Below are 26,400 nucleotides of genomic sequence, written 5' to 3'. Positions count from 1 at the left end.
CCTCGGTTCAGGCCGCGTCGCGCAGCGAGCGGCCGGTGACGGTGAAGAACACGTCGTCCAGCGTGGGGCGGGCCAGGTTCAGCGACGCCAGCTCCACCCCCGCGCCGTCCAGCGCGCGGATCAGGGACATCAGCGCCGTCTCGCCGTCCTCGACGGTCAGCCGCAGCGTCCCGCCGGACACGGCGGCCTCGCGGACGGCCGGATGCGCCGCCAGCGCCTTGCGGGCGCCCTCGACGCCGGCGGCCTCGGCCAGCTCCACCGTGACCACGTCCCCGGCGACGCGGCGCTTGAGCTCGGCGGGCGTGCCCTCGGCGACGATGCGGCCCCGGTCGATGATCAGCAGCCGGTCGCACAGCGCGTCGGCCTCGTCCAGGTAGTGCGTCGTCAGGAACACCGTCGCGCCCTCCCGGTCGCGCATGGCGCGGATGTGGTCCCACAGGTTGCCGCGGCTCTGCGGGTCCAGGCCCGTGGTGGGCTCGTCCAGGAAGAGCAGCGGCGGACGGTGCACCAGCCCGAGCGCGATGTCCAGGCGGCGGCGCTGCCCGCCCGACAGCGACCCCGCCGGACGCGGCCCGAGGCCCTCCAGGTCCAGGCGCGCGCACAGCTCGGCGATCCGCGCGGACCGGTCGCGCACCCCGTACAGGCGGGCCTGCAGGTCCAGCTCCTCGGCCACCGGGACGCCCGGGTCGGTGCCGCCGCCCTGCGCGACATAGCCGATGCGGCGCCGCACCGCCGCCGGATCGGCGCGCAGGTCGTGGCCGGCGACGGTCGCGGTGCCCGCGGTCGGCGCCAGCAGCGTCGTCAGCATCCGCAGCGTGGTGGTCTTGCCGGCCCCGTTGGGGCCGAGGAACCCGACGACCTCGCCGGGCGCGACCGACAGGTCCACCCCGCGGACGGCCTCGACCGTCCCGTGCCCGCCGGTGAAGGTGCGGGCGAGCCCGCGAGCCTCGATCACGATGACCTCCTTGAGAACGACGGCCGCTAGCGTAACCCCAATTTTGCAGTCACTCCAAGTTTTCAGTGACACCAGGGAAGGTATATTTCCGTGCATGGGTGAGGACCACGTCCCCGGCGTCGAACCGGAACTGGGACTGCGGGAGCGCAAGAAGCGCGAGACGCGGCGCCGCATCGCCGACATCGCCACCGGCCTGTTCATGACCCGCGGGTTCGACAACGTCACCATCGCCGACGTCGCCCGCACCGCCGACGTGTCGGTCAACACCGTCTTCAACTACTTCAGGACCAAGGAAGACCTGTTCTTCGACCGGCAGGACGAGATCATCGAGGCCGCCGGGCGCGACTTCCGCGACCGCCGCCCCGGCGAGGGCGCCGTGGCCCTGTTCCGCCGCCGCTTCTTCGAAGGCCTGGACGCCCGCGCCTACCAGACCGCCTTCCATGAGGGCTCGGAGGTCTGGACCCGCACCGTGCGCGCCAGCCCCGCCCTCATGGCCCGCCAGCGCGAGATCGGCCGCCTCGCCCAGGACCGCCTCGCCGACCTGCTCGCCGAGGCCACCGGCGCCGGCCCCGACGACATCGCCCCCCGCGCCGCCGCCGCCATGATCTTCGCCGTGCAGAACACGCTCGTCGAGCAGATCGCCGACCGCAAGAGCGCGGGGGAGACCCTCCAGGAGATGGCCGAGGACGTCTACGCCGCCGCGGCCCGCGCCTTCGACCTGCTCGAACACGGCCTCGGCCGCTACGCCGCCGCACCCGCCGCCCCGCCCGCCGCCGAGCCCCTCGCCGAGCCTCCCGGCACCGCCGGCCAAGCCCCGGCCACCGGAAAATGAGTGTCGACCCACCGCAGATCATTCCTAGACTCCAGGGTTGCGGAGGCCGACAACCATGGACACCCCCACGCTCCTTGCCCACCTGCACCACCACGACACCGCCCTGACCCTGCCCCGGGGCGCGCACCTGCGCTGGGACGACGCGGACCTGCACCGCGCCGCGCACACCGGCGACCCCGAGGGCTACGCCCTGCTCGGCGTGGCCCCCGGCGTGCGGCCCTGGCAGCGCGCCCGCGTGCTGCTGCAGGTCCTCGCCGCCTCCCAGGCCGGCCTGGACGACCGCGCCCGCGCCGTGCAGGCCCGCGTCGCCCGCGTCCTGACCCTGGGCCTGCCGCCCGCCCACGTCATCACCGTCCTGCTCGCCCTGCGGCGGCTGCGCGCCAACCACAAGCACACCACCCGCGCCGCGCTGCGGTTCGTCCTGGAGCACCCCGCCGCCGACGCCCTCATCGCCGCGCGCCGCCCCGCCCTGCGCGACTGCTTCGAGCACGCCCTCGGCACCGCCACCGCCCGCGGCTGCGCCGGCCGCATCGCCGGCGGCGACACCGCCTCCGACTACCTCCAGCGGCGCCTGCTGCGCTTCCTCACCGACCCCGCCGCCGCGCCCGACCGCGTCCAGGCCCTCTACCACGCCGACGACCCGGCGACCCGGCCCACCGCGGGCGACCCCGCCGCGGTCGACCGGCCCGTCCTGTCCGTCGACACCGTCCGACAGCGGCCCGCCACCATCACCGCCACCAACCGCGGCGACATCGCCGCAACCCTCGTCCACCTGTACCGGGGCGGGCCCGCCGAGGACCTCTACGCCGCCCTCGGCCGCCAGGTCGGCGCCGCCGCCGCCGAGTTCCCCCGCTTCACCGGCACCCTCGCCCTGGTCATGGACGCCTCGGCGTCCATGCGCGGCTACGGCGACCGCGAATGGGCCGCCCTCTCCCAGGCCGCCGCGCTGCGCATGGTGCTGTCGCAGGTGTGCGCCCGCCTGGAGGTCATCGAGACCGGCGGCGACGAGCGCGCCCCGCGCGGCGCCACCGACCTGGCCACCGGCGTCCTGGACGCCCTGGGCGCCGAACCCGACCTGGTCGCCGTCGTCTCCGACGGCTACGAGAACGTCTACCCCGGCGACCTGGCCAGGGTCGTGGCGAGCCTGCCGCACGCCGGCATCACCACCCCCGTGGTGTTCTGCCACTCCCAGTTCACCGGCAGCGACGACCTGACCCTGCGCCGCCCCGCCCCCTCCCTGCCGCAGCGCGGCTTCTGGCACCAGGACGACTTCGCCGAACTTCTGCCCTGGATGTTCGGGCACTGCGCCGCCGGCGCCCCCTGGCTGCGCGCCGCCCTCCACGACCGCCTGGACGCCCTCGACCGGCAGGCCGACACCCTCACCGCCCGCATCGCCGCCTGAACCGCCGCCCGAACCGGCCCTCCGCGCGCACCCCGCGCGCCCGCCACGCGCCCGCGCCCGCGCACGCCCACATCCGCGCACGCCCAGACCCGAAGGGAGCACCGCATGACCAGCATGACGGCGCTCGACACCCTCGTCCCCGGCCCCCTCAGCCTCGCCGGACACCGCCTGGGCACCCCCCAGCAGGCCGGCGCGCTCACCATGGTCCCCATCGCCGGGCCCGCCCTCCCCGGCTTCGCGCCGCCCCGCACCGGCCTCAAACTGACCCGCGTCGCCGGCTACGGGCAGGTCGAACTCGCCAACCGCGCCGACTCCGGCGTCGCCATCGTCCCCCTGCACATCGGCTACATCCAGGACCGCGCCCAGAACCACGCCCTGTGCCGCTCGGCGTTCCTGGCCGCCGGGCAGACCGTCCGCTTCGACGACGCCTGCTGCGTCCAGCAGAGCCAGGGCGGCTACCTCAGCGAACGCGACCAGTGGTTCTTCGTCCTGCCGCTGGAACTGCGCGCCCGCGCCCTGGACCTGCGCGGCGTCACCGGCTACAGCAAGCTGTGGGACGACATCGCCGCCCTCAACGCCCGCCACGGCCTGCCCCGCCGCGGCCATCTGGAGCAGATCCTGTCCCGCAAGCGCGCCGTGCTGACCCAGTTCCAGTCCCGCCTGGAACCGCAGCCCGGCCAGCTCGGCGCCCTGTTCTTCCTCTCCGGCCGCTTCGCAGGCCTGGAGATCGCACCCGACCCCCGCTACTTCGCCGAGATGTGGACTGCGCTGGTCTGCTTCGCCTACGGCGTCGCCGCCTGGCACGCCGAACCCGCCCCGCCCGGCCCCGGCGCCGCCGCCCCCTACGACGGCGTCCAGCACGGGGCGGACCAGCGCCAGTCGGACCAGCACGGGGCGGCGGGGCTCGCCGGGCTGCGCGCCGCCCTGGACCGCGACCGCTCCGCCCGCCTCACCGAGATCGGCGGCTGGCTCGCCGACCTCCCCACCGGCCCCGTCGAACTCCGCGAGGAGGAGCGCTACCTCGACCTGCGGCTGTCCACCGTCACCGGCGCCCACCTGGCCGGGCAGATCGTCACCGACGGCGACCGCACCGTCTACGCGTCCCTGTTCGCCCGCTGACCGCCCGCTCTCGGGGCGCCCCCCTTGAGAAAAGGGGTTGCCCCCGGGGCGCGGCGCCCGGTTGAATCAGAACCGCGGGAACTGTGCCGGGCGCGTCAGGCCGAAACCCCGATTCCAAATCCGGGATAACGCGCGATGCTCGAGACATCGTCAAGGCGATTGCAGACCTGACGAGGCGCCGGCCGCCTGTCCCGCCACTCCGTCCAGGTAAGGCTCCCGAACCGACCTCACCTGCGGCGGCGTCTCCCTCACCCTCACCCGCCGTCGGGTACGCCGCCGGACGCGCCCCGCCGCCGCAGCACCAGCCACCGGCCGCCCAGCCCCACGGCGAACATCACCGCCCCCGCCAGCACCGACGTCCACGGCAACGTCGCCGCCAGCACCACGCACCCCGCGCCGCCGAGCACGTTGAGCGCCCGCGGCCAGCGGCGGTCGGCCGCCGCCTGAGTGAAGGCGCTCGCGTTGGCGACCGCGTAGTACACCAGGACGCCGAATGAGGAGAACCCGATCACCCCCCGCAGGTCCGCGGCCGCCACCAGCGCGCACACCGCCACCGCCACGGCGACCTCGGCGTGGTGCGGCACCCGGTGCCGGGGATGCACCGCCGCCAGCCACCCCGGCAGATCCCGGTGCCGCGCCATGGCCAGCGCCGTGCGGCCGATCCCGGCGATCAGCGCCAGCAGCGCGCCCAGCGACGCCAGCGCCGCGCCCACCCGCACCACCGGCGCCAAAGCCCCCGCCCCCGCCGCCTCGACCGCCGCCGCCAGCGGCGCGGCCGCGTCCGCCAGCACCCGCGGACCCGCCGCCAGCAGCGCTGCCGCCCCCACCACCAGGTACACCGCCACCGCGATGAACAGCGCGACCGGGATCGCCCGGGGGATCGTGCGGGACGGGTCGCGCACCTCCTCACCCATCGTCGCGATGCGGGCATAGCCCGCGAAGGCGAAGAACAGCAGCCCCGCCGCCTGCAGGACGCCGTACAAGCCGCCCTCGCCCACCGCCGCCCACCCGCCCAGGTGCGCCGCGCTCGCCCGCCCGCCCACGGCGATCCCCGCCACCACCACCGCCAGCGCCGCCAGGCTCGCGACCACCAGCACCCGCGTCAGCAGCGCCGTCCTGGTCACGCCCCGGTAGTTCAGCGACGCCAGCGCGGCCACGGCCGCCGCCGCGACCGCGCGGCGCGCCCACCCCGGACCCGGCACCGCGTAGGAGGCGAAGGTCAGCGCCATCGCCGCGCACGAGGCCGTCTTGCCCACCACGAAACCCCAGCCCGCCGCGAACCCCCACCACGGGCCCAGCCGCTCGCGGCCATACACGTAGGTGCCGCCGGACGTCGGATATGCCGCCGCCAGCTGCGCCGAGGCGACCGCGTTGCAGTACGCGACCACCGCCGCGACCACCAGCCCCACCAGCAGCCCCGTGCCCGCCACCCGCGCAGCGGGCCCGAACACGGCGAACACCCCCGCCCCGACCATCGACCCGAGCCCGATCAGCACCGCGTCCCCGGTGCCCAGCCGCCGCGCCAGCCGCTCACCTCCGGCGGGCCCCGCGCCCGACTCGGCCCCCGCCGCCCCGGACGCCGCCGTCCCAGACCCGGCCGCTTCGGCCCCGGCCGCTTCGGAGGCGGTCGCCGAAGGCCCGCCCCGGTTCCGGCGCCGGAACGCCATCGCCCACCCCCTCGCCCGCCTACTCCATCAAACTCATTTGATGTATCGTCCGGGCATGGCGTCACCGAGTCAAGCCGCCCCGGCGTTCGTGCGGCTGGCCGCCCACCCGCTGCGCTGGCGGCTGCTGACCGCCCTCGCCGACGGCGACCTGCGCGTCCGCGAACTCACCGACCTGGCCGCCGCGCCGCAGAACCTCGTCTCCTACCACCTGCGGCTGCTGCGCGACGGCGGCCTCGTCACCGCCGCCCGCAGCAGCCACGACGGCCGCGACAGCTACTACCGCCTGGACCTGGACCGCTGCGCCCACGCCCTCGCCGAAGCCGGTACCGCCCTGCACCCGGCGCTGCGGTCCGCCCCCGCGTCCCCGCGCCTCCCCGACGGCCCGCACGATGGGGCCGCCCCGGCCGTGCTGTTCGTGTGCACGGGCAACAGCGCGCGCTCGCCGATCGCCGAAGCCCTCCTGCGCCACCACGGCGGCGGCCGCGTCACCGCCGCCAGCGCCGGCACCCGCCCCAAAGCCGAGATGCACCCCCGCGCCGTCCAAATTCTGCGCGAGCGGTACGGCATCGACATCTCCGCGCAGCGCCCCCGCCGCCTGGACGCCCCGCACCGCCGCTTCGACCGCGTCATCACCCTGTGCGACAAGGCCCGCGAAGCCTGCCCCGACTTCGGCGACCACGCCCGGCACGCCCACTGGAGCACCCCCGACCCGGCCGCGGCGCCGGACGCGCCCGCGGCCTTCCACCAGGTGGCGGCCGACCTCGACGCGCGCGTGCGCTACCTGCTGCCGCTCCTCGCCCACACACCACAGCCCATGCCTAAGACGGAGGAACACCCATGACCGGACACGACACGCACGCAGGCGTCCGCTACCTCGTCGACGACGTCCAGGCCGCCGTCGAGTTCTACACCGCCCACCTCGGCTTCACCCTCAACCTCGACGCGGCGCCCGCGTTCGCCGACGTCGTGCGCGGTCCCCTGCGCCTCCTGCTGTCGGGGCCCGCCAGCTCCGGCGCCCGCGCCACCCCCGCGGACGCCGCCGTCGCCGGAGGCAACCGCATCCACCTGACCGTCGACGACCTGGACGCCGAGATCTCGCGGCTGCGCGGCGCGGGCCTGACCTTCCGCAGCGACCTCGTCACCGGCCCCGGCGGCCGCCAGATCCTGATCGCCGACCCCGCCGGGAACCTCGTCGAACTCTTCCAACCCGCATAAGCATCGCTTCTGCAAACCAGAAGAACCATCTCTTGGACTTCTCGGCCTGGGGCGACCACGATGAGAGGTGAAAGCACCAACGACCTGGGGGAAGCCATGACGCAGTACGAGAAGGCCATGCGGCCGGAGGACATCACCCGCCTGTTCGTCGAACGCTCCAACGCCGGCGACGCGGCCGGCGTCGCCGCCCTCTACGAGGAGGACGCGGTGATGGCCTACCCGCCCGGCTCCCAGACCGTGGGACGCCAGGCCATCCGCGAACTGTGGGAGAAGGTCCTGGCCGCGCGCCCCCGCTTCACGCCCGAGGAGCCGCTGCCCACCCTGATCAGCGGCGACCTCGCCCTCACCTCCACCCCGCCCAAGGACGGCGCCGGCGCACGCGCGCAGGTCGTCCGGCGCCAGCCCGACGGCAGCTGGCTGCGCGTCCTGGACCAGCCCGAGTTCGTCACGCCCCCCGCGGCCGGCGCCTAGGACCCCGCCCACACCGGATAGTCGACATACCCCCGCGCGCCTCCGCCGTAGTGGGTGGCCTCGTCGCCGCCCGCCACGGCGAGGCCCAGCGCGAACCGGGCGACCAGATCCGGGTTGGCGATGAACGCCCGCCCGAACGACACCGCGTCGGCGATCCCCGCCTCGACCACCGCGTTCCCCGACTCCCGCCCGAACCCGTGATTGGCGACCAGCGCCCCGTCGAACAGCTTGCGGTAGCGGGCGAACTCGTCCAGGTCCGGCACCGCGCCCGGCCCGGGCAGGGCCCGACCGCGCAGATGCAGATAGGCCAGGGGACGGGTGCTCAACTCCGCCACCAGGGCGTCGTAGGCGGCGAGCGTCGCCTCGCCCGCCGTGTAGGGGTAGTCGGCGCGGCGCGCCTGGGCCGAGGTGTCGTGCGCGCTCCACCACGGCGACAGCCGGACCCCGGCGCGCCGCCCCTCCCACGCCGCCGTCACCGCGTCCACGACCTCCAGCAGCAGGCGGCCCCGGTCCGCGCCGTAGGCGTCGGCGCGGCGGTTCAGGCGCGGGTTCAGGAACTGCGCGAGCAGGAACGTGCCGTTCGCGGCGACCTCCACCCCGTCGAACCCCGCCCGCCGCGCCCGCTCGGACGCCGCGCCGTACGCGGCGACCGTCTCCTCGATCTCCGCGAGCGTCATCTCCCGGGGTGTGACCGTCGCCCTCGGGCCCGCCGCCGTCCAGCACACCTCGCCCGGATCGACCGCCGACGGCCCCACGGGCCGCGCCCCGCCCCGGTGGTCGGGATGGGCATGGGCGCCGGTGTGCCACAACTGCAGCACGATCCGTCCGCCCAGCGCGTGGACGAGACCGGTCACGCGCCGCCACGCCTCCACCTGCGCCTCCCCGTAGATGCCGGGGACGCCGGGGAACCCGATCGCGCGCTCACCCACCCACGCCGCCTCGGCGACGATCAGCCCGGCCGTGGCGCGCTGCCCGTAGTAGACGGCGTGCAGGTCCGTCGGCTCCAGGCCGGGACCGGACGCGCGCGACCGCGTCAACGGGGCCATCACCACCCGGTTCGGCAGCTCCAGATCCCCCAGCGCCACCGGCCGCAGCAGCGGCTGCCCTCCCGGCTCGCTACCCTCGTCGTGTCGGAGCATCTGTCTCCCCACCGTCGTCGTCTCTCGGATGCCACGAAGCAGACGCACCACGGAACGGAAAGGTGACCGATGCACGACCAACTCGCCGAACGCTTCGAGGCGCACCGCGCCACCCTGCGCGCCGTCGCCTACCGGATGCTCGGCAACCCCGGCGAGACCGACGACGCCGTCCAGGAGGCGTGGCTGCGGCTCACCCGCCACGGCCCCGCCGGAATCGACGACCTGGAGGCATGGCTGCGCACCGTCGTGGCCCGCATCTGCCTCGACATGCTCCGCGCCCGCACCTCCCGGCGCGAGGAACCCTACGGATGGCACTCACCCGTCCAGCCCGAGGACGGCGACCCCGAGACCGAGACCGTCCTCATCGAATCGGTCGGCCGCGCCATGCTCGTCGTCCTGGATACCCTCGGCCCCGCCGAACGCGTCGCGTTCGTCCTGCACGACGTGTTCGCCGTCCCCTTCGACCAGATCGCGCCCATCGTCGAGCGGACCCCGGCCGCCGCCAAGAAACTCGCAAGCCGCGCCCGCCACCGCGTCCGCGGTGCCGCCTCCCCGCCGCCTCCCGAACGCGCCGAACAGCGCCGCGTCGTCGAGGCGTTCCTCGCCGCCGCCCGTAGCGGCGACCTCGACGCCCTCCTCGCCGTGCTGGCCCCCGACGTCGTCCGCCGCGCCGACCACGCCGCCCTCACCCCCGGCCGCCCCGCCGTCCTGCACGGCGCCGGCCCCGTCGCCCGCGAGATGCAGATCTTCGGCCGCCGCGCCAGGTACGCCGCGCCCGCCCTCGTCGACGGCACGATCGGCGCCGTCGTCGCCCCGCACGGCCGCCTCCTGCTCGCCCTGGCCGTCACCGTCCACGACGGCCGCGTCACCGGCTACGAGATGATCGCCGACCCCGCCCGCCTAACCGCCCTCGACCTCGCCGTCCCCTGACCGATTCCTACAAGACCGCCCCGCCCCGCCGCGCCTACGTTGGCCCTATGAGCAGCGAACTGTCCGAACTGGCCAACGTGGGACCGGCCGTCGCCGCCTACTTCGACCGCATCGGCATCACCACCGTCGCCCAACTGCCGGGCCGGGACCCCGTCGAACTGTACGAGCGGATGTCGGCCGCCCACGGCCGCCGCCTCGACCCCTGCCTGCTCGACACCGTCATGTCCGCCGTCGACCAGGCCGAAGGAAAGCCCGCCCGCCCCTGGTGGCACTACACCCCCGAACGCAAACGGCTCCTCGCCGACGCCCGCCCCTGAATGCCCGCCGCACCCCGGCGCCGGGCCGTAGCCTGGAGGGCGGGAGCCTCACGAGGAGGTGCGGGCGATGCACCAGGAGACCACCATCGGCGCCCGACTGCGCGCCCTGCGCCGCTGGCGCGGCATGACCCTCGACCAACTCGCCGGACAGGCAGGCTTATCCAAATCCTTCCTGTCCATGGCCGAACGCGGGCAGCGCAGCCTCGACCGCCGCTCCCACATCGCCGCCCTCGCCGACGCCCTCCGCGTCTCCGAAACCGAACTCGTCGGCGGCCCCCACCTCGGCCCCGACCACGGGCAGTCCGACCCCCACGCCGTGATCCCCCCGATCAGGCTCGCCCTGCAGACCAACGACCTGAACGACCCCGCCGTCGAGCGCGCCCGCCCTCTGCCGGAACTGGTCGCCGAGATGGCCCGCGTCGAGCCCCACCACCAGGCCTGCGACTACGTGCGCGTCGGCCACATGCTGCCCGACCTGCTGGACGAGTTGCACCTGCACGCCGCCGACCCCGCCGACGAAGCGGCCCACCGCACCGCCCTGGAGACCCTCGTCGACGCCTGCGTCGCGGCGACCTTCACCGCCAAGGACCTCGGCTACCCCGACCTGGCCCACCTGGCGGCCGTCCGCGCCGAGCAGGCGGCGACCATCCTGGACGACCCCGTCCGGCGCGGCCAGTCCGACTTCCTGCGCATCCACACCATGCCCCGCGCGGGCTCCTGGGACCGGACCCTCCGCGCCACCGAACGCTCCGCGGACCGACTGGAGCCGCACGCCGGAAGTGAACTCGGCGCCCAGGTGCTCGGCATGCTCACCCTGTCCGCCGCCCTCGCGGCGGCGGTCACCCACGACGCCGCACGCGCCACCGACTGGACGGCCGAGGCCGCCCGCCTCGCCCGCACGATGCCCGACGCCCCCGACCAGAACTGGATGAGCTTCTCGGCCAGCAACGTCGGCGTATGGAACGTCGCGGTCAACGTCGAATGCGGCGAGCGAGGCGGCGCCGTCCTCGACCTCGCCCGCGATGTGGACGAGACCAGGCTCACCGGCAGGAAGGGCAGGCACGCCGCCTTCCTCGCCGATGTCGGACGCGGCCTGGCCCGCGACCGCAAAACCAAGGACGAGGCGATCCGCTGGCTCCGCCGCGCCGAGAACACCGCCCCCCAGTGGATCCGCAACAACACACCGGTGCGGGAATCGGTCGCCGTCCTGCTCAGCCAGGCCCGCACCGACGCCGGCGGCCGCGAACTGCGCGGCATGGCCGCCCGCATGGGCCTGCCCCACTGACCCGTCACGGACCAGAGCCGGGCCGCTCGCCACGAGTTCACTCCTGTGAATGGCGTTCCCGTTCACGCCAGTGAACGCACAGTGTGCACGCTGTCTTACTTTCTGTGTTCATGGAGACGACGAACGCACTTCGGGGGCTTGCCGCCGAACTCGACGCGCGCGGATGGCGGACGGCCCTGCGCGCCGGGACCCTCACGGTCACCAACCCTGACGCGCCCCGCCTCACCGACGCCATCACCTGCGACGGGCGCGCCTTCTGGTGGACGTGGGGCCAGGAAGCCGGACCGGCCGACGACGTCGTCGGAGTGGCCGACCGCATCGTCCACGTCCTGCGGACGGTCACGCCATGAACACGGCGACCGGGCCTCGCGAGCGGACGGGCATGACCTACGGTCACCGGGGGAGTGCCCTGCCCGCACCGCGCAGTCCCCGCGTCGTCACCTGGTACGGCAGGGCGACCGGCCGCTGGTGGGCCCTGGTGCCCTGGCCCTCCGAACTCCACGGCGCCTTACTCGTCGAGGCGCCCGACCAGGCCACCCTCAACGAGCACGTCGCCCACCTCATCGCGGCCCTCCGCTCCCGGACGGCCACCCCGCGACTATGAAGGCTCCCGGGCCCTGCGTGGCATCAGGAGGACCAGCGGGGACGCTGGCCGACACCGCCGCACGCGCGGGTGGTGTTCGGGATCGGCGGGGGCTACTGCAGTTGGTCGCGGCGGCGGGTCAGGTAGGCGGTCTCGGCGGTGTTGCCCGCCAGCTCGATGGCCCTGTCGTAGGCCGCGCGTGCCTCACTGCCGCGGTGCAGCCGGCGCAGCAGGTCGGCGCGGGTGGCGTGGTAGGCGTGGTAGCCGGCCAGCCTGCTCTCGAGACGGTCGACGGCTGCCAGCGCCACCTGCGGGCCGTCGAGTTCGGCGACCGCGATGGCCCGGTTGAGGGCGACGACCGGGGACGGATCGAGGCGGACGAGCTGGTCGTAGAGGGCGAGGACCTGCGTCCAGTCGGTGTCGCGGACGTCGCGGGCGGAGGTGTGCACAGCGTTGATCGCGGCGAGGATCTGGTAGCGGCCCGGAGCCGTCCCGGCGGCGGCAGCGGCGAGGCGCTCGCGCACCAGCCGGTGCCCCTCGGCGATCAGCGCCGCGTCCCAGGCCCCGCGGTCCTGCTCGGCCAGGGGGACCAGCTCGCCGCCGGCCGAGACCCGGGCGGTGCGGCGCGCCTCGGTGAGCAGCATCAGCGCCAGCAGCCCGGCCACCTCGCCGTCGTCCGGCATCAGGGCGCGGAGCAGGCGGGTGAGCCGGATCGCCTCGGCGGTCAGGTCGTGGCGCACCGGACCGGCGCCGGGGCCGGTCGCCAGGTAGCCCTCGTTGAACACCAGGTACAGGACGGCGAGCACGCCCGTCAGGCGCGCCGGGAGGTCCTCGGCGGACGGCACCCTGTAGGGGATGCGAGCCGCCTTGATCTTGGCCTTCGCGCGCGTGATCCGCCGCTCCAGGGCGGTGTCGGCGACCAGGAAGGCGCGGGCGATCTCCGGCACGGTCAGGCCGCCGACCATGCGCAGCGTCAGCGCCACGCGCGTCTGCATCGCCAGCGCCGGGTGGCAGCAGGTGAAGATCAGCCGGAGGCGGTCGTCGTCGATGGCGCCGACGGGCTCGGGCGGGTCGTCGTCGTACACCCTCTGAGCCTCCTCGTGCTTGTCGTCGCGCTTGTTCTCGCGCCGGATCCGGTCGATGGCCCTGCGGTTGGCGGTGGTGGTCAGCCAGCCGCCGGGGTTGGGAGGCACGCCGTCGGACGGCCACCGCTGCACGGCGGTCGCGAACGCCTCGGCCGCCGCCTCCTCGGCGATGTCGAGGTCGCCGAAGCGCCTGGTCAGGGCGGCGACCACCCGCGCCCACTCCGCGCGGTGGGCGCGGGTGATCGCCTCCTGGACGTCGCTCACTGGAACGGCCGCACTTCGATCTTCCGGTCGCAGACCCTCGACGCCTCGGCGGCGAGCCTGAGAGCCACGTCCAGATCGGGCGCCTCCCACACCCAGACGCCGGCGAGGTACTCCTTCGACTCCACGAAGGGCCCGTCGCTGAACACCGCCTCCTCGCCCCGGTTGTCGACGACCGTGGCCGCGTCGGTGTCCGCGAGTCCGCCCGCGAAGACCCAGTGGCCCTCGGCGATCAGCCGTTCGTTGAACGCGCTGATGGCGGGCTGCCTGTCGGTGCTGCCGGGATTGCTCTTGTCATCGATCACAGAGACCAGATACCGCATGTGAAGATCATCTCCTGTGGCGCCGTGACGGCGCCGTTCGATGGGCGGGGACTTCAGGCCGCGGCGTACTGCGGGCGCCCGGCCGGCCGGTAGACCTGGATCGTCACGCCCTTCGAGTCGACCCGCGACTCGACCAGGTCGAGGGCGAGGTCGCGCCCCGCGGCCGGGAACAGCCGCGCGCCCTGGCCGACGACAACCGGGACGGTGATCAGGGTCATCTCGTCGACCAGGTCGTTCTCCAGCAGCCACCGGGTCAGGGTGCCGCTGCCGTGCACCTGCAGCTCACCGCCCGGCCTGGCCTTCAGCTCCCGGACGGCCGCAGCGACGTCTCCGGACAGGACGGTCGTGTCCGACCACGCCGGGTCGGTGAGCCCGGTCGACGCCACGTACTTGGGCCGTGTGTTCAGGGCCTCCACGACGGACGCCCAGGCGGGGGCGTCCTGGACCGTGAGCTTCCCCCACGAGCCGGCGAACAGCTCGTAGGTCCGCCGCCCGAACAGGAACGCCTCGGCGCGCCGGTAGGTCCGGTTGATGAGCGCGTGGGTCTCGGCGTCGCCCTTCCCCAGGGCCCAGCCGCCGCGCTCGAATCCGTTCCTGCGGTCCTCGTCCGACGCGCCGCCGTTTCCCTGCACCACTCCGTCGACGGTGACCTGGGTGATGGTCGTCAGCTTCATGTTCGTTGTTCCTCGCCTCGGCGCCGCCCCTCGCGGGCGGCCTCACTCCTGCTACGAACACCTCCGCCCCGATCCGACACCGCGTCCCGGAATTCCTCGAAGAGATTTCCGGGACGCCGTCTGCCGGCGGTCCGACGACACGGCAGCTCCGCAGTGAACGGTGCGCCGGTCAGCGTCGTGCGTTGCGAATGATCAGTAGCTGGCCGATCTCGGCGGCGTTCTTCGTGAGCTCGATGTTCACCCACGCGCACATGTCGGCGACGGTGCGGCCCGCCTCTTCGGGCCAGGGGAACGCCGACGGGTCGTCGAGGCGGTCGGTGGCCGACAGCGCCGTCCGCCACGCCTCGTGGATCTCTCCCAGCCATTCGGTGATCGAGGCGCACGTGCCCGGCCAGGCGATGTCTTCGCGTGCGGGGACGCCGGTCTGCTTCAGATGAGCGAGTGCCGTGGACCACCACCAGCCGATGTGCCAGGTCAGCCAGGCGATCGTCGGGGCCGGGACGGGAGTGGGCTCGACGTCGGCGAAGTCGGGGGCCCAACCGCCCTCGACCCGGTGCATGGTCCAGTGCGACGGCGCCGGTTCCCAGAACAGGTCGTCGTCGTGCCACTGCCGCACGTGGTAGTCGAGGAGCGCCCAAGCGGTGTCGAGCTGCTGTTGGAGCACCTGCTTGACCTCGGTCATTCAGTCCACCTTCGTTTCGGCGGCGTTCACCCTGACCAACTGCTTGCCGAGGTTGGCGCCGTCGAAGAGACGCTGCAACGCGGCCGGGGCGTGGGGGAGGCCGTCGATGACGTCCTCGGCCCAGCGCAGGTCGCCCGCCGAGACCCAGCCGGCCAGACGGGAGAGCGCCTCAGGGAACACGGACTGATGATCGTAGAACACGAAACCCTCCATGCGGGCGCGCCGGAACGCGAGCTGCATGTAGTTGGCGGGGCCCGCGCCGTATCCCGCGGCCGTGTAGCCGGACGAGATCGACCCGCACAGCGCGATGCGCGCCCGGAGAGCGAGCCGATCCAGCGCGTTCTCCAGCAGCGCGCCGCCCACGTTGTCGAAGACGGCGGTGAGCCCGTCGGGCGCGAACTCGCGCAACGCGTCCGGCACGCTCTCGGCGCGGTAGTCCACACAGGCGTCGAACTTCGCGACCTCCCTCACCCAGGCGACCTTCTCGGCCGAGCCGGCGGTGCCGATCACCCGGGCGCCCAGAAGCCGCGCGATCTGCCCGGCCAGGGAGCCGACGCTGCCCGCCGCGCCCGTGACCAGCACCGTGTCCGCGTCGGTGACGTCCAGGACGGCGGACATGCCGACGAACGCCGTCAGCCCGCTGACGCCGAAGACGGTGAGCATGTGACGCGGATCGATCCCCTCCGGCACCGGGTTGACCCCGAACAGGCCGCCCTCGCGCGCCACGACGTACTCCCGCCAGCCGAGGTCGCCGTAGACCCACTGCCCCTCCGGCAGCGCCGGGTTCCGTGAGGCCACCACACGCCCGACACCGCTGCCGCGCATCACCTCGCCGATGCCGACCGGCGCCGTGTAGGTGGCGCCGGGGTTGAGCCACGTGCGCTGAGTGGCGTCGATGCCCAGCCAGACGACCTCGACCAGGGCCTCGCCGTCGTCGAGTACCGGCATGGGGCTGCGCCGCTCAGCGAACGTGCCCGGGGTGATCCCGCCCGTCGGGCGTTCACGGAGCACCATTTCGCGGAAGGTCCGCACGGGCATGACTTCAGCCTCTCGATCAGGGGGCCGAGCGCGTCGCTCGGACGAATGTGGCGATCAGCTCGTCGCCGACGGCGTCGACGGGAGCGCCGTGGGCCACCCGCAGTCCTTCGGCATCGAGGGTGCGGCGCAGCATCGAGGCCATCATCACCAGGTCGAAGCGGCGCAGCTCGCCGCTGCGCTGCCCTTCCTCCAGCAGCGCGACGACGTCGGAGAGCGACGCCGCCACGAGCTCCTCGTAGCCCCCGGCCGCCGTCGCGGTGCGGTGCGCCACGACCGCGACCAGGGCGCGCGTCTCCACCGGCCGCCGCGCGCAGTACAGAAGGAAGCCGCGGACATAGGCCGCGAGCCGGTCCAGGACACCGCCCTGGCCGCGCAGCACAGCGACCAGCTCCGGCCCCACGCTCCCGACCACGTGGGCGACGACGGCGTCGAGGATCTCGTCCCTGGTCTCGAAGTTGCTGTGGTAGGCGCCCCGGCTGTACCCGGCCGCCTCCGCGATCGCCTCGACCGAGGTCGAGGCGACGCCGCGCTCGGCGAACAGCCGCATCGCCGACTCCACCAGCTCCCCGCGCGTGCGCTGCCGGCGCTCGGCGCGCGTCTCCCGTGCCATGCCGCCAAGATACATCACCGTATCCGCATACAACGCCGTATGTGAAAAATCCATGATCCCCTGTCGGCCGAAGCGCTGCCGGAGGGCCGCTGACCGGTCGGATCGGCCGCGACTTTGGTCGCGGGGGAGTCGACCATCGGAGGCTCCGCGGCGCCGCGGACAACGGCAGGCTTGCCGGTATGGACTCCCGTCAACGCCCGACGTCTCCCACGACCGATGTCAGTGTGGTCGCCGATTCCCCGCTGGTCGTCATGCTGGTGTGCATCGTCGGCGGGACGGTCATCGCGGGGCTGGTCGAACTGGTCTGGGAATGGACCGCGGCCCATACCTGGCTGCCGCGAATAGGGCCGATCAAACTCCTGGCCTTGCTCCCCGGTCCCTGGTCCGCCGTCGTCGCGGCCGCCGCGGGCGCGGCGGCCGGATTCGTGGTGGGCGCCATCGCCTGCCACGAGGCCCTGACGGTGACCGTGTCGGACGAGCGCGTGATCCTGACCAGCAAAGACGAGCGACAGGAGTTCGCGTCGGAGGAGATCGGCCAGGTGCTCCTGGCCGGCGGGAAGCTCATCCTGCTCGACCGGGACGGGCAGGAGCTCGCACGCCACGACTGCGACCTGGACCGCCGGCGGCTGGTCGACGCCTTCGACCGGCACGGCTACCCGTCCTCGGGCCGCGCGCCCGACGGCACCACCTGAACCGATGCCACCGGCGGGACGTCGGGTCAGCTGCTTGAATTGGGGACGGTCGGATGAACCGATATTCCGACCCTGAGGTGCGAGCTGACCAGTCTGGAGAACGGATGTCCCACGACGAACCGCTGCGCGCCGTCTTCATGCCGGCTCTGGTGGCGGTGCTGCGTGCGGCTGAGCAGGAGAAGAACGCGCCGCTGACGGAAGCGGAGGTGCTCGCCGTCCGCGACAACGCGGTATGCATGACCGTCCCGCTCAGCGTCGCGCACGGCCTTGACCGGTCCCGGGGGTACCCCGACATCTCGCCTGAGGATTGCTGGAAAGAGTGGCGGTCCTTCAGGGGGCAGATCACGGCTGAGTGAGCCCGGATCGGCCGGTGCCCGCCGGGGGACTGACCTGACGGATCCGCCGCGGCCGCGCACAGCCCGCGGTGTGCGGCTCTAGTCCTGCTCGCCGGCGGCGGCGATGACGCGGGTCAGGGTGCCGTGGAGGTCCCGCAACTCGTCCATGCTCATGCCCAGGCGCTCCATGATGGTGGCGGGGATCTTCTCGGCCCGCTCCCGCAGGGCCTGCCCGGCGGGGGTGACCGTGACCGCCAGCAGGCGCTCGTCGCGGCTGTCGCGCTCGCGGCGGATGAGGTCGGCGGCCTCCAGCCGCTTGAGCAGGGGCGACAGGGTGCCGGGGTCGAGCTGGAGCAGGGCGCCGAGTTCCTTGACCGACAGCTGCCGGTGCTCCCACAGCGCCAGCATCACCAGGTACTGCGGATGGGTCAGCCCCATCGGCTCCAGGATCGGCCGGTAGTGCGCCAGCACGGTGCGCGAGGCCACCACCAGGGCGAAGCACACCTGGTTCTCCAGTGCCAGCGGGTTGGCGATGTCGCGCAGATCACTGGCCACGAGTCCTCCAGAGGGATGTCTTCGGGGGCACCTGCCAGTTATAAAGAGTACAGCAATGGTTTGTGTACCAACTGTTGGTAGGCAATGGAGGTGTCGTGTTCCGCCGAGCCCCGCTGGAAGAGCGCATCGCCCAGCGTCAGGCCGAGCTCGCGCCGGTGCGCGAGCGCGGACAGCTCGGGCACCCCACCGCGCGGTACCTGTTCATCGCCCTGCTGGCGCTGACCGTCGCCGGTCACGTCATCGGCGGCGTCCTGTTCGCCATCCTGGCGCACTGAAGGAGAGGCCGATGGCCATCAAGCGACCGTCCTTCCTGCCCTCCATCGACGAGCTGGAGCAGCAGGCCCTGAGGAACTCCGACCGGCGCGGCCCGCGCGGCTCCCAGTTCGATCACCCCGTGGCCAAGAACCTGCTCATCGTCGCGCTGGTGGTGACCGTCGCCGCGCACGTCATCGGCGGGGTGCTGTTCGCGATCCTGGCGCTGTGAGCCGCGGTGCGACGGCGCCGGCGGGGCGTCAGCGCCCGGTCGCGCCGTCGATCTGCTCGCGGAGGATGTCGGCGTGGCCCGCGTGCCGGCCGGTCTCCTCGATCATGTGGACCAGCGCCCAGCGGACGCTGGGGGCGGGACGTCCCGGCCGGGGAACGGGCGCGCCGAGGTCGGCGCACCCGTCGAGCACCTCGTTGGCGCGTTCGACGGCCTCCCGGTAGCGGGCCACGATCTCGTCCACGCCGTCCGAGGCCGCGGCCCGGAACGTCGCCTGCCAGTCGGCGACCTCCTCCCCGAGGAACATCGACCGTTCGACGAAGGTCAGGTGGTTGAGCAGGCCCAGCAGGTTCGTGCCCGAGGGCACCGCGGCCGCCCGCACCCGCGGCTCGGGCGCGCCCTCGACCTTCGCGGCGACCGAGGCCCGCAGGTAGTCGAGGAATCCGCGCAGGGTCTCGGCCTCGCCGCCTCCGGTGCGGGGCGGCGGGGTGTCGCGGCGGCGGGCGCGGCGCGTGGTGCTGGGCACGGTGATCTCCTTCTTCGCCGGGGCGGCGGGCCCGCGGTGGGCCCGCCGCCAGTCTCGGCAGGGGCGCCGCGACTCGGCCCGAAACCTTGCGGTTCCGGCAAACAGCGGGCGGTCAGGAGGGACGGGTGTCGTAGACCTCGCGGTTCTCGAGGACCTGGGTCATGTGCGTCTGCGCCCAGGCCGGCCCCCGGCCCGGCTCGCTCGCCGAGGCGTTCGGCGCGCTCGCCGAACTCCAGCGGGAGGGCCTGATCCGCCATCTCGGCGTCAGCAACGCCACCGAGGAGCAGGTGACCGAGGCGCGGGGCGTCGCGCCGATCGTGTGCGTGCAGAACATGTACAACCTCGCCCACCGCCACGACGACGCGCTCATCGACCGGCTCGCCGCCGATGGTGTCGCGTACGTGCCCTTCTTCCCCCTCGGAGGCTTCACCCCGCTTCAGTCCTCGGCGCTCTCGGCGGTCGCCGCCCGGCTGGAGACGGCGCCGATGTCCGTCGCACTGGCCTGGCTGCTGCGGCGATCACCGAACCTCCTGCTCATCCCCGGCACGTCATCGACGGCGCACCTGCGCGAGAACGTCGCCGGCGCGGGACTCTCCCTCTCTCCCGAGGACCTGGCCGAGCTGGACGAGATCGGAGCGGGGTCGGCTCCCGCGAACTGAGCCGGACCGCTCGTCCGGCAGGGCCTAGCCGACCGGTGAGGCCAGGCGTCCTTCGGCCAGTTCGAGACGGGCGCCGGTGAACGCGGCGCGCAGGCGCCGGTCGTGCGTGACCACCACGAGCGCTCCCCGGTAGGAGGCCAGCGCCTCCTCCAGCTGCTCCGTGAGCATGGGCGACAGGTGGTTGGTCGGCTCGTCGAGCAGCAGCAGGTCCCGGGGCTCGCTCACCAGCCGCGCCAGCTCGACCCGGCGCCGCTGCCCATGGGACAGCTCCCCGAGGCGAAGGCCCAGGTCCGACGACCGGAACAGGCCCAGGGCGAGAAGGGCGTCCGCGTACTCGTCGGGAGTGCCCGGACGTCCGTGCGCGTAGGCCTGGAGCACGGTCCGGTGCCCTGCGCCGACCGGCCCGTCCTGCCGGAGGAACCCGACCCGTCCGGTCCGGCGCACCTCGCCCGCGTCCGGGCGCAGTTCTCCGGCGATGACCCGCATCAGGGTGGTCTTGCCCGCTCCGTTCGGGCCGGTGACGAGAAGCCGCTCACCGGCGCGGACGGTCAGGGAGTCCAGGCGGAGCCGCCCCGGCACCACCACGCCGTCGAGCGCGACCACCTCGCCCCCGGCCGCGCTCGGGGCGGCGGGGACGGTGGTGAAGCGCAGCGGCTCGGGCGGGGGTGCCGCGGGGTGGTCGGCGAGCCACCGCAGCCGCTGCCGGGACTGCCGGATGCGCCCGGCGGCGCCGTGGGTGCGCGAGCGCGCCCGCCAGGCGCCGGTGCCCATGCCCGCCTTGGCCGTCCTGCGCGGGATCTCGGCGAGCCGGCCCGCGTTGGCGGTCACCAGCGCGGCATGCCGGTCCAGCTCCGTCCTCCATTCCTCGTGGGCCCGCGCCTGCGCGGCGCGTTCGGCGGCCTTGGCGGCGAGGAAGCCGGCGTACCCGTCGCCGTAGCGGCGCGCCCGCCCTCCGTCGACCTCCACGACGGCGGTGGTCACCCGCTCCAGGAACATGCGGTCGTGCGTGATCGCCACGACCGTGCCCCGGTGGGCGCGCAGGCGCCGTTCGAGCCAGGCCGTGGCCTGGTCGTCCAGGTCGTTGGTCGGCTCGTCGAGCAGCAGCAGCTCGGGGGAGGACGCCAGCGTGGCGGCGAGGGCGAGCCTGGAGCGCTCGCCGCCGGACAGCGTGCCGAGCGGGCGGCCCCGGTCGAGTCCGGGCAGCCCGAGACCGTGCAGCGCGAGGTCCACGCGGACGTCGGCCTCGTAGCCGTCCCGCGCCTCGAACTCCGCCACCAGTTCCGCGTAGGCGTCCAGGCTCGCCCGCTCGGGCGAGCCCGGTGCGCCGAGCGAGCGTTCGGCGGCGCGCATCCGGGCTTCGAGATGGCGCAGGCCGGCCAGCGCCAGGTCGACGGCGTCGGCGACGGTGGCCTCCGGCGGAAGCGCGAGCGACTGCGGCAGGTATCCGATCCCGCCGGGCGCGACGGCCACGACCTCGCCGCCGTCCGGACGCTCGACGCCCGCCATGAGCTTGAGCAGCGTGGACTTGCCGGACCCGTTGTCGCCGATGACGCCGAGCCGCTCGCCGGGCCTGACGGTGAGCGAGACGCGGTCCAGGACGGCGCGGGTCCCGTAGCGTTTGGTGATCTGGTCGAGGGAGAGTTGGGCAGGGGCGCGCAGAGCGCCACCTCCTTCCGGTCGGTGCGGGCGGGGAGCGGGAGTCAGCCTGGGGCCTTGCGGCTGAGGTGCTCCCAGGCCCGGTACTGCTCGGTGCGTTCCCGGTCCATCTGCTGGACCATGTCGTAGGAGGCGGAGCCGACGATCAGCCGCAGCGGCGGTTCGTCCAGACCGGCGACCTCCATGACCACCGGGGCCGCGGTGCTCGGGTCGGGTCCGGCGTCCTCGCCCCACATCTCGGCCAACGTGACGCGCAGCGGCTCGTACTCAGGGAGCGGCCGCGTGGCGGTGGTGCCCCGCGTGAACAGCTCCGTGCCGTACCCGCCGGGCTGCACGATCGTCACCTTGATCCCGAAGGGCGCCACCTCCATCGCCAGGGCCTGGCTCAGCGAGTCGAGCGCGCTCTTGCTCCCCGCGTAGAACCCGGCGGACGCGATCCCGCCGCCCGTCCCCATCGTGGTGACCTGCAGGATGTGGCCGGATCCCTGCCTGCGCAGGTGCGGCACCACGGCCTGGGCCACCCAGACCGCGCCGAAGAAGTTGACGTCGAACTGGTCGCGGATCTGCTCCTCGGTGGCCTCCTCCACCATGCCGAACAGCATGGCGCCGGCGTTGTTCACCACGACGTCCAGCCGCCCGAAGGCCGCCGCCGCCCGATCCACCACCGTCCGCACGGCGGCGCGGTCGCGGACGTCCAGCGGCAGCAGGACGAGGCGGTCCGGATGGCCGGCGGCCAGGCCGTCGAGAGGGGAGAGGTCGCGCGCGGCCGCCACGACGCGGTCCCCGGCGGAGAGCGCCGCCTCGGTGAAGGCCCGGCCCAGGCCTCTCGACGCACCGGTGATGAACCATACGCGGGCGGTCGTCATGCACCCCTCCTCGATCACAAGAGACGAGACGGTTCGTCTCGTCGTAGCGAGTATGGGGGCGGACCGCCTCGTTGTCAAGACGGACCGTCTCGTCTCGTTAGGGGTATACTCCCGCCCGTGTCCAGTACCAGAACACCCGATCCCGCACGGCGCAGCGAGCGGTCCCGGCAGGCCGTCCTGGCCGCCGCGCGCGAACTGGTCTCCGAAGTCGGGTACCCCAAGGTGACGATCGAGGCCATCGCCGCGCGGGCGGGCGTCGGCAAGCAGACCATCTACCGCTGGTGGCCGTCCAAGGGCGCGGTGGTCTTCGAGGGGTTCCTCGCGCTGAGTGAGGGGGAGGAGGGCGTCCGGCTGCCCGACACCGGCGACGTCGAGGCCGATCTGAAGACCGTCATGCGCGCGACGGTCGCCGAGTTCGCCGACCCGCGGTTCGAGGCGCCTCTCCGCGCGCTGAACACGCAGATCATCGAGGACCCCGAGCTGGCCGCCCTGTACCGCGAGAAGCTGGCCGACCCCCTCGACCGGGCCAAGAAGGAACGGCTGCGCAGTGCCCAGCGGGCGGGCCAGCTGCGCGCGGACGCCGACCTCGACCTGGTGCTGGAGGTGCTGTACGCCCCGCTCACCCAGCGCTGGCTGCACCGGTCGGGGCCGCTCACCCCCGAGTACGCCGACGCGCTCGTCGACGCCGCCCTCCGCGCCTTCGCCCCCTGATCGGCGTCGGAGCGGCGATGGGCGCCCGGGCCTGTCGGAGCCGGGTCCTACGGTGAGACGCCATGGACGAGGAGACGTTGGTCATTCCGGCGGCGTGGCGGCGCAGGCTGCATCCACGCCGGGGCGGCACGCCCGGCACCGCGCTCAGGCTCGACCCGGCGGCGGACGACGCGCTCGCCGGGAAGATCCGCGCGCAGTCGGCCGACATCGACGACGTGCTCCGCACTCCTCAGAGCGAACCCGCACTCGTCGCGGCGGCCCGGCGGTATCTGAGCGGCGGTGACGACCCGCTCGGCGCCGCGGTCGTCGGGCAGATCGCCGTCCGCAAGGAGCCCTGGAAGAAGGATCCCCACACCTGGCTCGTGGACGCGTGGTGCGCCGAGCGCGGGGCCGCGTTCGCCGCCGCCGCCGTCACCGGTCTCATCAAGGCCGAGCCCACGTGGCGGTGGATCGAGAACGGTGAGCGGAGCGAGGCGTGGATCCGGCTGCGGGATCCGCAGGAGCAGTACGGCCATTGGTGGGTGACGCGCGGTGCGCTGCTCCGGATGCGGGCCGTTCTCGCAGCCGCGGATGACGCCGAGTACGAGCGAGCCGTCGCGCGCATGGGGGATTGCCGCGACAACGCCCTGCTCCGCTCCGTCACCGCCTACCTCGCGCCCACCCGCCAAGACTGGGTCGAGGAGTCTCTGGCCGAACTCGGCGCCCTCCCGGCCCACATGTACTCCTGGATGTTGTGGTGCTCCGTCGCCTCCCCGGCTCAGCTGGCCCGCCTCGGCGACCTGGGCTGGCAGGCGGGGAACGCCGAGCTGGTGACCACCGCCGTTGACGGCGTGGGCGCGGCCCTCGCGCCGCTGCTGGTGCACGCCTACGACACCGTGTCCAGCGCGAAGGTCCGCAGGAACACCGCCGAGGCGCTGGCGGTCCTGCCCACCGACGAGGCGTTCCAGGCCCTGGTGGAGCGCGCCGACCAAGACCGCGTCAGGCCCGCGCTGGCGGCTGCGGCGGAACGGTTCCCCGCGCGGGCGGCGCGGCTGCTGAGCGGCGCGGCGGCGGGCGCCGGCAAACCCGCCAAGGTCGCCGCCGAACTTCTGGAGGAACGCCTGCTCACCCGCGGGGGGAAAGCACGCCGGGCGCGCGTCCCCGACGCGCCGGCGCGGGAACTGCCCGCATGCTTGGCCGACCCGCCCTGGAGCCGCCGCCCCCGCGAAGACCGCACCGTGGTGATCGAGGGTCTGGTGCCGCCCGACGTCGACGCCGTCCGCTGGGCGCGCGGCGAACGCGAGTCGTGGTCCGCCTCCGGCATGCGGCGGAACCAGGACGACTGGGCCGCCAGGATCCTGGACCACAAGGCGGGGCGGCTCGCCTACTGGCAGACGCTGGAGCTGTTCTCCGAGGGCCCCGAGGAACTGGTGCGGCCCCTGTTCGCCGAGTGGGCCGCCGGCGACCCGCCCCTCACCTGGCACAAGAAGCAGATCGCGGCCCGCTACGAACTGGACGCCGTCCCACTGCTGATCAAGACCGCCGCGGATGCGCCCGCCTCCGACGGCGAAGTCCTGCTGCCCTTCCTCACCCCGGCCGTCGCCGCGCTCATGGCAGACTGGGCGCTGCGGCTGAAGTCGGCGCGGCCCGTCGCGCACGCCTGGTTCGCCCGCCACCGGACCGCCGCCGCGCTGCTCCTCGTCCCCGCCGCGCTGGGCCCGGCCGGACGGAAGCGCGGCGCGGCCCGGCTCGCGCTCCTGCACATCGCCGGAAACGAGGGTGCGGACGCGGTCGTCGAGGCCGCCCGCGTCCACGGCGACCACGCCGCCGCCGCGATCGCCGACCTGATGACCGCCGACCCGCTCGACCTCGTCCCGCCGCGCCCCCCGACGATCGGCGGCTGGGCCGACCCGGCGCTGCTGCCGCAGATCCTGACCGTCCGGCGCGACCGGGCGCTTCCGGCCGCCGCGACGCGCGCGCTGCTGCTCACGCTCGCGCTGGAGGTCCCCGGCGGCGGGCGCCCCGACCTCGCCGAGGTGCGGAGCGCCTGCGACCCCGAGTCGCTCGCCGCCTTCTCCTGGGCGGTGTTCGAACGGTGGGAGGCGGCCGGGCACCCGGCCAGGGACGGCTGGGCCCTCACCCAGCTCGGCCTGCTCGGCGGCGACGAGGCCGCCCGCCGCCTCACCCCGCTGATCCGCGAGTGGCCCGGCCGGAGCCGCCACAAGAACGCCGCCGCCGGCCTGGACGTCCTCGCCGAGATCGGCACCGACGTCGCCCTCATGCACCTGCACGGCATCTCCCAGAAACTGCGGTTCAAGACCCTCAGGGAACGCGCCCGCCAGAAGATCGACCAGATCGCCGACGGGCTCGGGCTCACCCAGGACGAACTCGCCGACCGCCTCGTGCCCGACCTCGGGCTCGACTCCGCGAGCGCCCTCGTCCTGGACTACGGGCCCCGGCGCTTCACCGTCGGCTTCGACGAGCTGCTCCGGCCCTACGTCCTGGACGACACGGGCAGACCACGCAAGACCCTGCCCAAGCCAGGCGCCAAGGACGACCCTGACCTGGCGCCCGCCGCCTACAAGCGGTTCGCGGCGCTGCGCAAGGACGTGCGCGCCGTGGCGGCCGGGCAGGTGCGCAGGCTGGAGACCGCCATGGTCCAGCGGCGTGAGTGGACCGCGCCCGACTTCCAGCGGCTCCTGGCCGGCCACCCGCTGCTGCGCCACATCGTCCGGCGGCTGGTGTGGCTCACCGGCGACGGCACGGCCTTCCGGGTCGCCGAGGACGGAACGCTCGCCGACTGCGCCGACGACGTCCTCGTCCTGGACGACGCCGCCCACGTCCGCGTCGCGCACCGCCTCGACCTGCCCGCGCGTGACCTGGCCGCCTGGGCGCAGGTGTTCGCCGACTACGAGATCGCCCAGCCGTTCCCGCAGCTGGACCGCCCCCTGCACGCCCTCACCGAGGACGACCGCCGGACCGGGCACCTGGCCCGCTTCGACGGCGCCGAGGTCCCGCTCGGGCGGCTGCTGCGCCTGGAGCACGACGGCTGGGAGCACGAGATGCCCGCCGACGCGGGCATCGTCTGCGGGATGTCGCGCACGCTGCCCGGCGGAGCCACCGCCTGGCTCGGCTTCGAGCCCGCGGTCGCGATCGGCCACCGGGACCCCGACCAGATCGTCACGATCGGCGTCCACGTGACCGGCGCCCTCGACGCCGTCCAGGCCAGCGAACTCCTCACCGAACTGACCGCGGTCACCGAGAAATGACGGCGCGCCGGCATGAGCGGGGGCCTGGGCGCGCCGGGGCTGAAATCCCGGCAAAGCTTGCCCATGCCGCGGTGCGGGACGCC

The 26,400-nt window shown here is 74.0% G+C and carries 31 protein-coding genes; 18 read left to right on the top strand and 13 right to left on the bottom strand.

The features are described 5' to 3' along the window. Positions 1 to 7: 7 nt before the first annotated feature. Complete coding sequence (locus AB0C87_RS35855) at positions 8 to 955, bottom strand: ATP-binding cassette domain-containing protein (protein ID WP_353833508.1); 948 nt, start codon at positions 953 to 955, stop codon at positions 8 to 10. A gap of 94 nt (positions 956 to 1,049) precedes the next feature. Between AB0C87_RS35855 and AB0C87_RS35850 the strand changes: the two genes are divergently transcribed. The 3 genes from AB0C87_RS35850 (at position 1,050) to AB0C87_RS35840 (ending at position 4,308) form a co-directional block, all read left to right on the top strand. After that, a complete protein-coding gene (locus AB0C87_RS35850; RefSeq protein WP_360581435.1) occupies positions 1,050 to 1,787 on the top strand; it encodes a TetR/AcrR family transcriptional regulator in 738 nt (245 codons plus the stop codon). Between the two features lie 55 nt (positions 1,788 to 1,842). Then, entirely contained in the window at positions 1,843 to 3,189 is a 1,347-nt protein-coding gene (locus AB0C87_RS35845; RefSeq protein ID WP_345185307.1) for a hypothetical protein, read from the top strand. A gap of 105 nt (positions 3,190 to 3,294) precedes the next feature. After that, positions 3,295 to 4,308: a DUF6569 family protein gene (locus AB0C87_RS35840; RefSeq protein WP_360581434.1), complete on the top strand. Its 1,014-nt coding sequence runs from the start codon at positions 3,295 to 3,297 to the stop codon at positions 4,306 to 4,308. 254 nt (positions 4,309 to 4,562) lie between these two features. On the opposite strand, the gene AB0C87_RS35835 is transcribed toward AB0C87_RS35840, so the two are convergent. Further along, the gene (locus tag AB0C87_RS35835; RefSeq protein ID WP_360581433.1) at positions 4,563 to 5,975 is read right to left on the bottom strand and encodes an APC family permease; all 1,413 of its coding nucleotides are present in this window, start codon (positions 5,973 to 5,975) and stop codon (positions 4,563 to 4,565) included. Between the two features lie 55 nt (positions 5,976 to 6,030). On the opposite strand from AB0C87_RS35835, the gene AB0C87_RS35830 reads away from it, so the two are divergent. The 3 genes from AB0C87_RS35830 (at position 6,031) to AB0C87_RS35820 (ending at position 7,661) form a co-directional block, all read left to right on the top strand. Next, the gene (locus AB0C87_RS35830) at positions 6,031 to 6,816 is read left to right on the top strand and encodes an ArsR family transcriptional regulator (protein WP_360581432.1); all 786 of its coding nucleotides are present in this window, start codon (positions 6,031 to 6,033) and stop codon (positions 6,814 to 6,816) included. Further along, on the top strand, positions 6,813 to 7,190 hold the full coding sequence (locus AB0C87_RS35825) for a VOC family protein (protein WP_345185298.1): 378 nt from the start codon (positions 6,813 to 6,815) through the stop codon (positions 7,188 to 7,190). Before AB0C87_RS35830 ends, AB0C87_RS35825 begins: the two co-directional genes overlap by 4 nt. A 96-nt stretch (positions 7,191 to 7,286) precedes the next feature. Beyond that, on the top strand, positions 7,287 to 7,661 hold the full coding sequence (locus AB0C87_RS35820; RefSeq protein ID WP_345185295.1) for a nuclear transport factor 2 family protein: 375 nt from the start codon (positions 7,287 to 7,289) through the stop codon (positions 7,659 to 7,661). On the opposite strand, the gene AB0C87_RS35815 is transcribed toward AB0C87_RS35820, so the two are convergent. Beyond that, positions 7,658 to 8,800, bottom strand: a complete 1,143-nt coding sequence (locus AB0C87_RS35815) for an alkene reductase (RefSeq protein ID WP_360581431.1) — start codon at positions 8,798 to 8,800, stop codon at positions 7,658 to 7,660. The genes AB0C87_RS35820 and AB0C87_RS35815 overlap by 4 nt on opposite strands. Before the next feature lie 69 nt (positions 8,801 to 8,869). On the opposite strand from AB0C87_RS35815, the gene AB0C87_RS35810 reads away from it, so the two are divergent. The 5 genes from AB0C87_RS35810 (at position 8,870) to AB0C87_RS35790 (ending at position 11,936) form a co-directional block, all read left to right on the top strand. Beyond that, complete coding sequence (locus AB0C87_RS35810) at positions 8,870 to 9,730, top strand: sigma-70 family RNA polymerase sigma factor (protein ID WP_345185289.1); 861 nt, start codon at positions 8,870 to 8,872, stop codon at positions 9,728 to 9,730. A gap of 47 nt (positions 9,731 to 9,777) precedes the next feature. Beyond that, positions 9,778 to 10,047: a helix-hairpin-helix domain-containing protein gene (locus AB0C87_RS35805; protein WP_353833515.1), complete on the top strand. Its 270-nt coding sequence runs from the start codon at positions 9,778 to 9,780 to the stop codon at positions 10,045 to 10,047. 67 nt (positions 10,048 to 10,114) lie between these two features. Then, complete coding sequence (locus AB0C87_RS35800; protein ID WP_360581430.1) at positions 10,115 to 11,332, top strand: helix-turn-helix transcriptional regulator; 1,218 nt, start codon at positions 10,115 to 10,117, stop codon at positions 11,330 to 11,332. A gap of 110 nt (positions 11,333 to 11,442) precedes the next feature. Next, the gene (locus tag AB0C87_RS35795; RefSeq protein ID WP_345185276.1) at positions 11,443 to 11,682 is read left to right on the top strand and encodes a hypothetical protein; all 240 of its coding nucleotides are present in this window, start codon (positions 11,443 to 11,445) and stop codon (positions 11,680 to 11,682) included. After that, positions 11,679 to 11,936: a hypothetical protein gene (locus AB0C87_RS35790; protein ID WP_345185273.1), complete on the top strand. Its 258-nt coding sequence runs from the start codon at positions 11,679 to 11,681 to the stop codon at positions 11,934 to 11,936. Before AB0C87_RS35795 ends, AB0C87_RS35790 begins: the two co-directional genes overlap by 4 nt. A 92-nt stretch (positions 11,937 to 12,028) precedes the next feature. On the opposite strand, the gene AB0C87_RS35785 is transcribed toward AB0C87_RS35790, so the two are convergent. The 6 genes from AB0C87_RS35785 to AB0C87_RS35760 form a co-directional block, all read right to left on the bottom strand. Beyond that, positions 12,029 to 13,264 (bottom strand): DUF6596 domain-containing protein, encoded by a 1,236-nt coding sequence (locus AB0C87_RS35785; RefSeq protein WP_345185271.1) that lies wholly within the window; start codon positions 13,262 to 13,264, stop codon positions 12,029 to 12,031. Then, positions 13,261 to 13,584: a YciI family protein gene (locus tag AB0C87_RS35780; protein WP_345185270.1), complete on the bottom strand. Its 324-nt coding sequence runs from the start codon at positions 13,582 to 13,584 to the stop codon at positions 13,261 to 13,263. Before AB0C87_RS35780 ends, AB0C87_RS35785 begins: the two co-directional genes overlap by 4 nt. Before the next feature lie 53 nt (positions 13,585 to 13,637). Further along, positions 13,638 to 14,258, bottom strand: a complete 621-nt coding sequence (locus AB0C87_RS35775; protein ID WP_360581429.1) for a dihydrofolate reductase family protein — start codon at positions 14,256 to 14,258, stop codon at positions 13,638 to 13,640. Between the two features lie 169 nt (positions 14,259 to 14,427). After that, positions 14,428 to 14,940, bottom strand: a complete 513-nt coding sequence (locus tag AB0C87_RS35770) for a DinB family protein (protein WP_360581428.1) — start codon at positions 14,938 to 14,940, stop codon at positions 14,428 to 14,430. Then, positions 14,941 to 15,978 (bottom strand): zinc-binding dehydrogenase, encoded by a 1,038-nt coding sequence (locus tag AB0C87_RS35765; protein WP_353833521.1) that lies wholly within the window; start codon positions 15,976 to 15,978, stop codon positions 14,941 to 14,943. Between the two features lie 16 nt (positions 15,979 to 15,994). Beyond that, positions 15,995 to 16,588: a TetR family transcriptional regulator gene (locus tag AB0C87_RS35760; RefSeq protein WP_345185260.1), complete on the bottom strand. Its 594-nt coding sequence runs from the start codon at positions 16,586 to 16,588 to the stop codon at positions 15,995 to 15,997. Positions 16,589 to 16,812: 224 nt separating this feature from the next. On the opposite strand from AB0C87_RS35760, the gene AB0C87_RS35755 reads away from it, so the two are divergent. Further along, a complete protein-coding gene (locus AB0C87_RS35755; RefSeq protein WP_360581427.1) occupies positions 16,813 to 17,280 on the top strand; it encodes a hypothetical protein in 468 nt (155 codons plus the stop codon). 104 nt (positions 17,281 to 17,384) lie between these two features. Further along, positions 17,385 to 17,636 (top strand): hypothetical protein, encoded by a 252-nt coding sequence (locus AB0C87_RS35750; protein WP_360581426.1) that lies wholly within the window; start codon positions 17,385 to 17,387, stop codon positions 17,634 to 17,636. Between the two features lie 78 nt (positions 17,637 to 17,714). On the opposite strand, the gene AB0C87_RS35745 is transcribed toward AB0C87_RS35750, so the two are convergent. Further along, positions 17,715 to 18,170 (bottom strand): MarR family transcriptional regulator, encoded by a 456-nt coding sequence (locus AB0C87_RS35745; RefSeq protein WP_345185250.1) that lies wholly within the window; start codon positions 18,168 to 18,170, stop codon positions 17,715 to 17,717. 95 nt (positions 18,171 to 18,265) lie between these two features. Between AB0C87_RS35745 and AB0C87_RS35740 the strand changes: the two genes are divergently transcribed. Next, positions 18,266 to 18,445, top strand: a complete 180-nt coding sequence (locus AB0C87_RS35740) for a hypothetical protein (protein ID WP_345185247.1) — start codon at positions 18,266 to 18,268, stop codon at positions 18,443 to 18,445. 11 nt (positions 18,446 to 18,456) lie between these two features. Continuing rightward, complete coding sequence (locus tag AB0C87_RS35735) at positions 18,457 to 18,654, top strand: hypothetical protein (RefSeq protein ID WP_345185244.1); 198 nt, start codon at positions 18,457 to 18,459, stop codon at positions 18,652 to 18,654. A 28-nt stretch (positions 18,655 to 18,682) separates the two neighbouring features. On the opposite strand, the gene AB0C87_RS35730 is transcribed toward AB0C87_RS35735, so the two are convergent. After that, positions 18,683 to 19,177, bottom strand: coding sequence for a DinB family protein (locus AB0C87_RS35730; RefSeq protein ID WP_345185242.1), 495 nt, complete (start codon positions 19,175 to 19,177; stop codon positions 18,683 to 18,685). Positions 19,178 to 19,338: 161 nt separating this feature from the next. On the opposite strand from AB0C87_RS35730, the gene AB0C87_RS35725 reads away from it, so the two are divergent. After that, positions 19,339 to 19,836, top strand: coding sequence for an aldo/keto reductase (locus AB0C87_RS35725; protein ID WP_360581425.1), 498 nt, complete (start codon positions 19,339 to 19,341; stop codon positions 19,834 to 19,836). A 24-nt stretch (positions 19,837 to 19,860) separates the two neighbouring features. On the opposite strand, the gene abc-f is transcribed toward AB0C87_RS35725, so the two are convergent. After that, the gene (gene abc-f / locus AB0C87_RS35720) at positions 19,861 to 21,495 is read right to left on the bottom strand and encodes a ribosomal protection-like ABC-F family protein (RefSeq protein WP_360581475.1); all 1,635 of its coding nucleotides are present in this window, start codon (positions 21,493 to 21,495) and stop codon (positions 19,861 to 19,863) included. Positions 21,496 to 21,536: 41 nt separating this feature from the next. After that, on the bottom strand, positions 21,537 to 22,358 hold the full coding sequence (locus tag AB0C87_RS35715) for an SDR family NAD(P)-dependent oxidoreductase (RefSeq protein WP_360581424.1): 822 nt from the start codon (positions 22,356 to 22,358) through the stop codon (positions 21,537 to 21,539). Positions 22,359 to 22,475: 117 nt separating this feature from the next. Between AB0C87_RS35715 and AB0C87_RS35710 the strand changes: the two genes are divergently transcribed. Both AB0C87_RS35710 and AB0C87_RS35705 read left to right on the top strand, forming a co-directional pair. Next, positions 22,476 to 23,069 (top strand): TetR/AcrR family transcriptional regulator, encoded by a 594-nt coding sequence (locus tag AB0C87_RS35710; protein WP_345185231.1) that lies wholly within the window; start codon positions 22,476 to 22,478, stop codon positions 23,067 to 23,069. Between the two features lie 62 nt (positions 23,070 to 23,131). Beyond that, a complete protein-coding gene (locus tag AB0C87_RS35705) occupies positions 23,132 to 26,317 on the top strand; it encodes a DUF4132 domain-containing protein (protein WP_360581423.1) in 3,186 nt (1,061 codons plus the stop codon). Positions 26,318 to 26,400: the final 83 nt, after the last annotated feature.

It is taken from the genome of Actinomadura sp. NPDC048021 (assembly GCF_040653135.1).
Lineage (GTDB): Bacteria > Actinomycetota > Actinomycetes > Streptosporangiales > Streptosporangiaceae > Spirillospora > Spirillospora verrucosospora.
The sequence above is the reverse complement of the archived record's forward strand: the minus strand, read 5'-3'. Positions and strand labels throughout refer to the sequence as shown.

What these genes read in the sequence shown, in the direction of transcription:
- AB0C87_RS35825 (WP_345185298.1), top strand. Translation starts at nt 6,813, where the DNA reads ATGACCGGACACGACACGCACGCAGGCGTCCGCTACCTCGTCGACGAC.
- AB0C87_RS35750 (WP_360581426.1), top strand. Translation starts at nt 17,385, where the DNA reads ATGTCCCACGACGAACCGCTGCGCGCCGTCTTCATGCCGGCTCTGGTG.
- AB0C87_RS35790 (WP_345185273.1), top strand. Translation starts at nt 11,679, where the DNA reads ATGAACACGGCGACCGGGCCTCGCGAGCGGACGGGCATGACCTACGGT.
- AB0C87_RS35810 (WP_345185289.1), top strand. Translation starts at nt 8,870, where the DNA reads ATGCACGACCAACTCGCCGAACGCTTCGAGGCGCACCGCGCCACCCTG.
- AB0C87_RS35775 (WP_360581429.1), bottom strand. Translation starts at nt 14,258, where the DNA reads ATGAAGCTGACGACCATCACCCAGGTCACCGTCGACGGAGTGGTGCAG.
- AB0C87_RS35850 (WP_360581435.1), top strand. Translation starts at nt 1,050, where the DNA reads ATGGGTGAGGACCACGTCCCCGGCGTCGAACCGGAACTGGGACTGCGG.
- AB0C87_RS35765 (WP_353833521.1), bottom strand. Translation starts at nt 15,978, where the DNA reads ATGCCCGTGCGGACCTTCCGCGAAATGGTGCTCCGTGAACGCCCGACG.
- AB0C87_RS35795 (WP_345185276.1), top strand. Translation starts at nt 11,443, where the DNA reads ATGGAGACGACGAACGCACTTCGGGGGCTTGCCGCCGAACTCGACGCG.
- AB0C87_RS35800 (WP_360581430.1), top strand. Translation starts at nt 10,115, where the DNA reads ATGCACCAGGAGACCACCATCGGCGCCCGACTGCGCGCCCTGCGCCGC.
- AB0C87_RS35770 (WP_360581428.1), bottom strand. Translation starts at nt 14,940, where the DNA reads ATGACCGAGGTCAAGCAGGTGCTCCAACAGCAGCTCGACACCGCTTGG.
- AB0C87_RS35760 (WP_345185260.1), bottom strand. Translation starts at nt 16,588, where the DNA reads ATGGCACGGGAGACGCGCGCCGAGCGCCGGCAGCGCACGCGCGGGGAG.
- AB0C87_RS35830 (WP_360581432.1), top strand. Translation starts at nt 6,031, where the DNA reads ATGGCGTCACCGAGTCAAGCCGCCCCGGCGTTCGTGCGGCTGGCCGCC.
- AB0C87_RS35780 (WP_345185270.1), bottom strand. Translation starts at nt 13,584, where the DNA reads ATGCGGTATCTGGTCTCTGTGATCGATGACAAGAGCAATCCCGGCAGC.
- AB0C87_RS35845 (WP_345185307.1), top strand. Translation starts at nt 1,843, where the DNA reads ATGGACACCCCCACGCTCCTTGCCCACCTGCACCACCACGACACCGCC.
- AB0C87_RS35805 (WP_353833515.1), top strand. Translation starts at nt 9,778, where the DNA reads ATGAGCAGCGAACTGTCCGAACTGGCCAACGTGGGACCGGCCGTCGCC.
- AB0C87_RS35715 (WP_360581424.1), bottom strand. Translation starts at nt 22,358, where the DNA reads ATGACGACCGCCCGCGTATGGTTCATCACCGGTGCGTCGAGAGGCCTG.
- AB0C87_RS35820 (WP_345185295.1), top strand. Translation starts at nt 7,287, where the DNA reads ATGACGCAGTACGAGAAGGCCATGCGGCCGGAGGACATCACCCGCCTG.
- AB0C87_RS35835 (WP_360581433.1), bottom strand. Translation starts at nt 5,975, where the DNA reads ATGGCGTTCCGGCGCCGGAACCGGGGCGGGCCTTCGGCGACCGCCTCC.
- AB0C87_RS35815 (WP_360581431.1), bottom strand. Translation starts at nt 8,800, where the DNA reads ATGCTCCGACACGACGAGGGTAGCGAGCCGGGAGGGCAGCCGCTGCTG.
- AB0C87_RS35725 (WP_360581425.1), top strand. Translation starts at nt 19,339, where the DNA reads ATGTGCGTCTGCGCCCAGGCCGGCCCCCGGCCCGGCTCGCTCGCCGAG.
- AB0C87_RS35840 (WP_360581434.1), top strand. Translation starts at nt 3,295, where the DNA reads ATGACCAGCATGACGGCGCTCGACACCCTCGTCCCCGGCCCCCTCAGC.
- AB0C87_RS35705 (WP_360581423.1), top strand. Translation starts at nt 23,132, where the DNA reads ATGGACGAGGAGACGTTGGTCATTCCGGCGGCGTGGCGGCGCAGGCTG.
- AB0C87_RS35735 (WP_345185244.1), top strand. Translation starts at nt 18,457, where the DNA reads ATGGCCATCAAGCGACCGTCCTTCCTGCCCTCCATCGACGAGCTGGAG.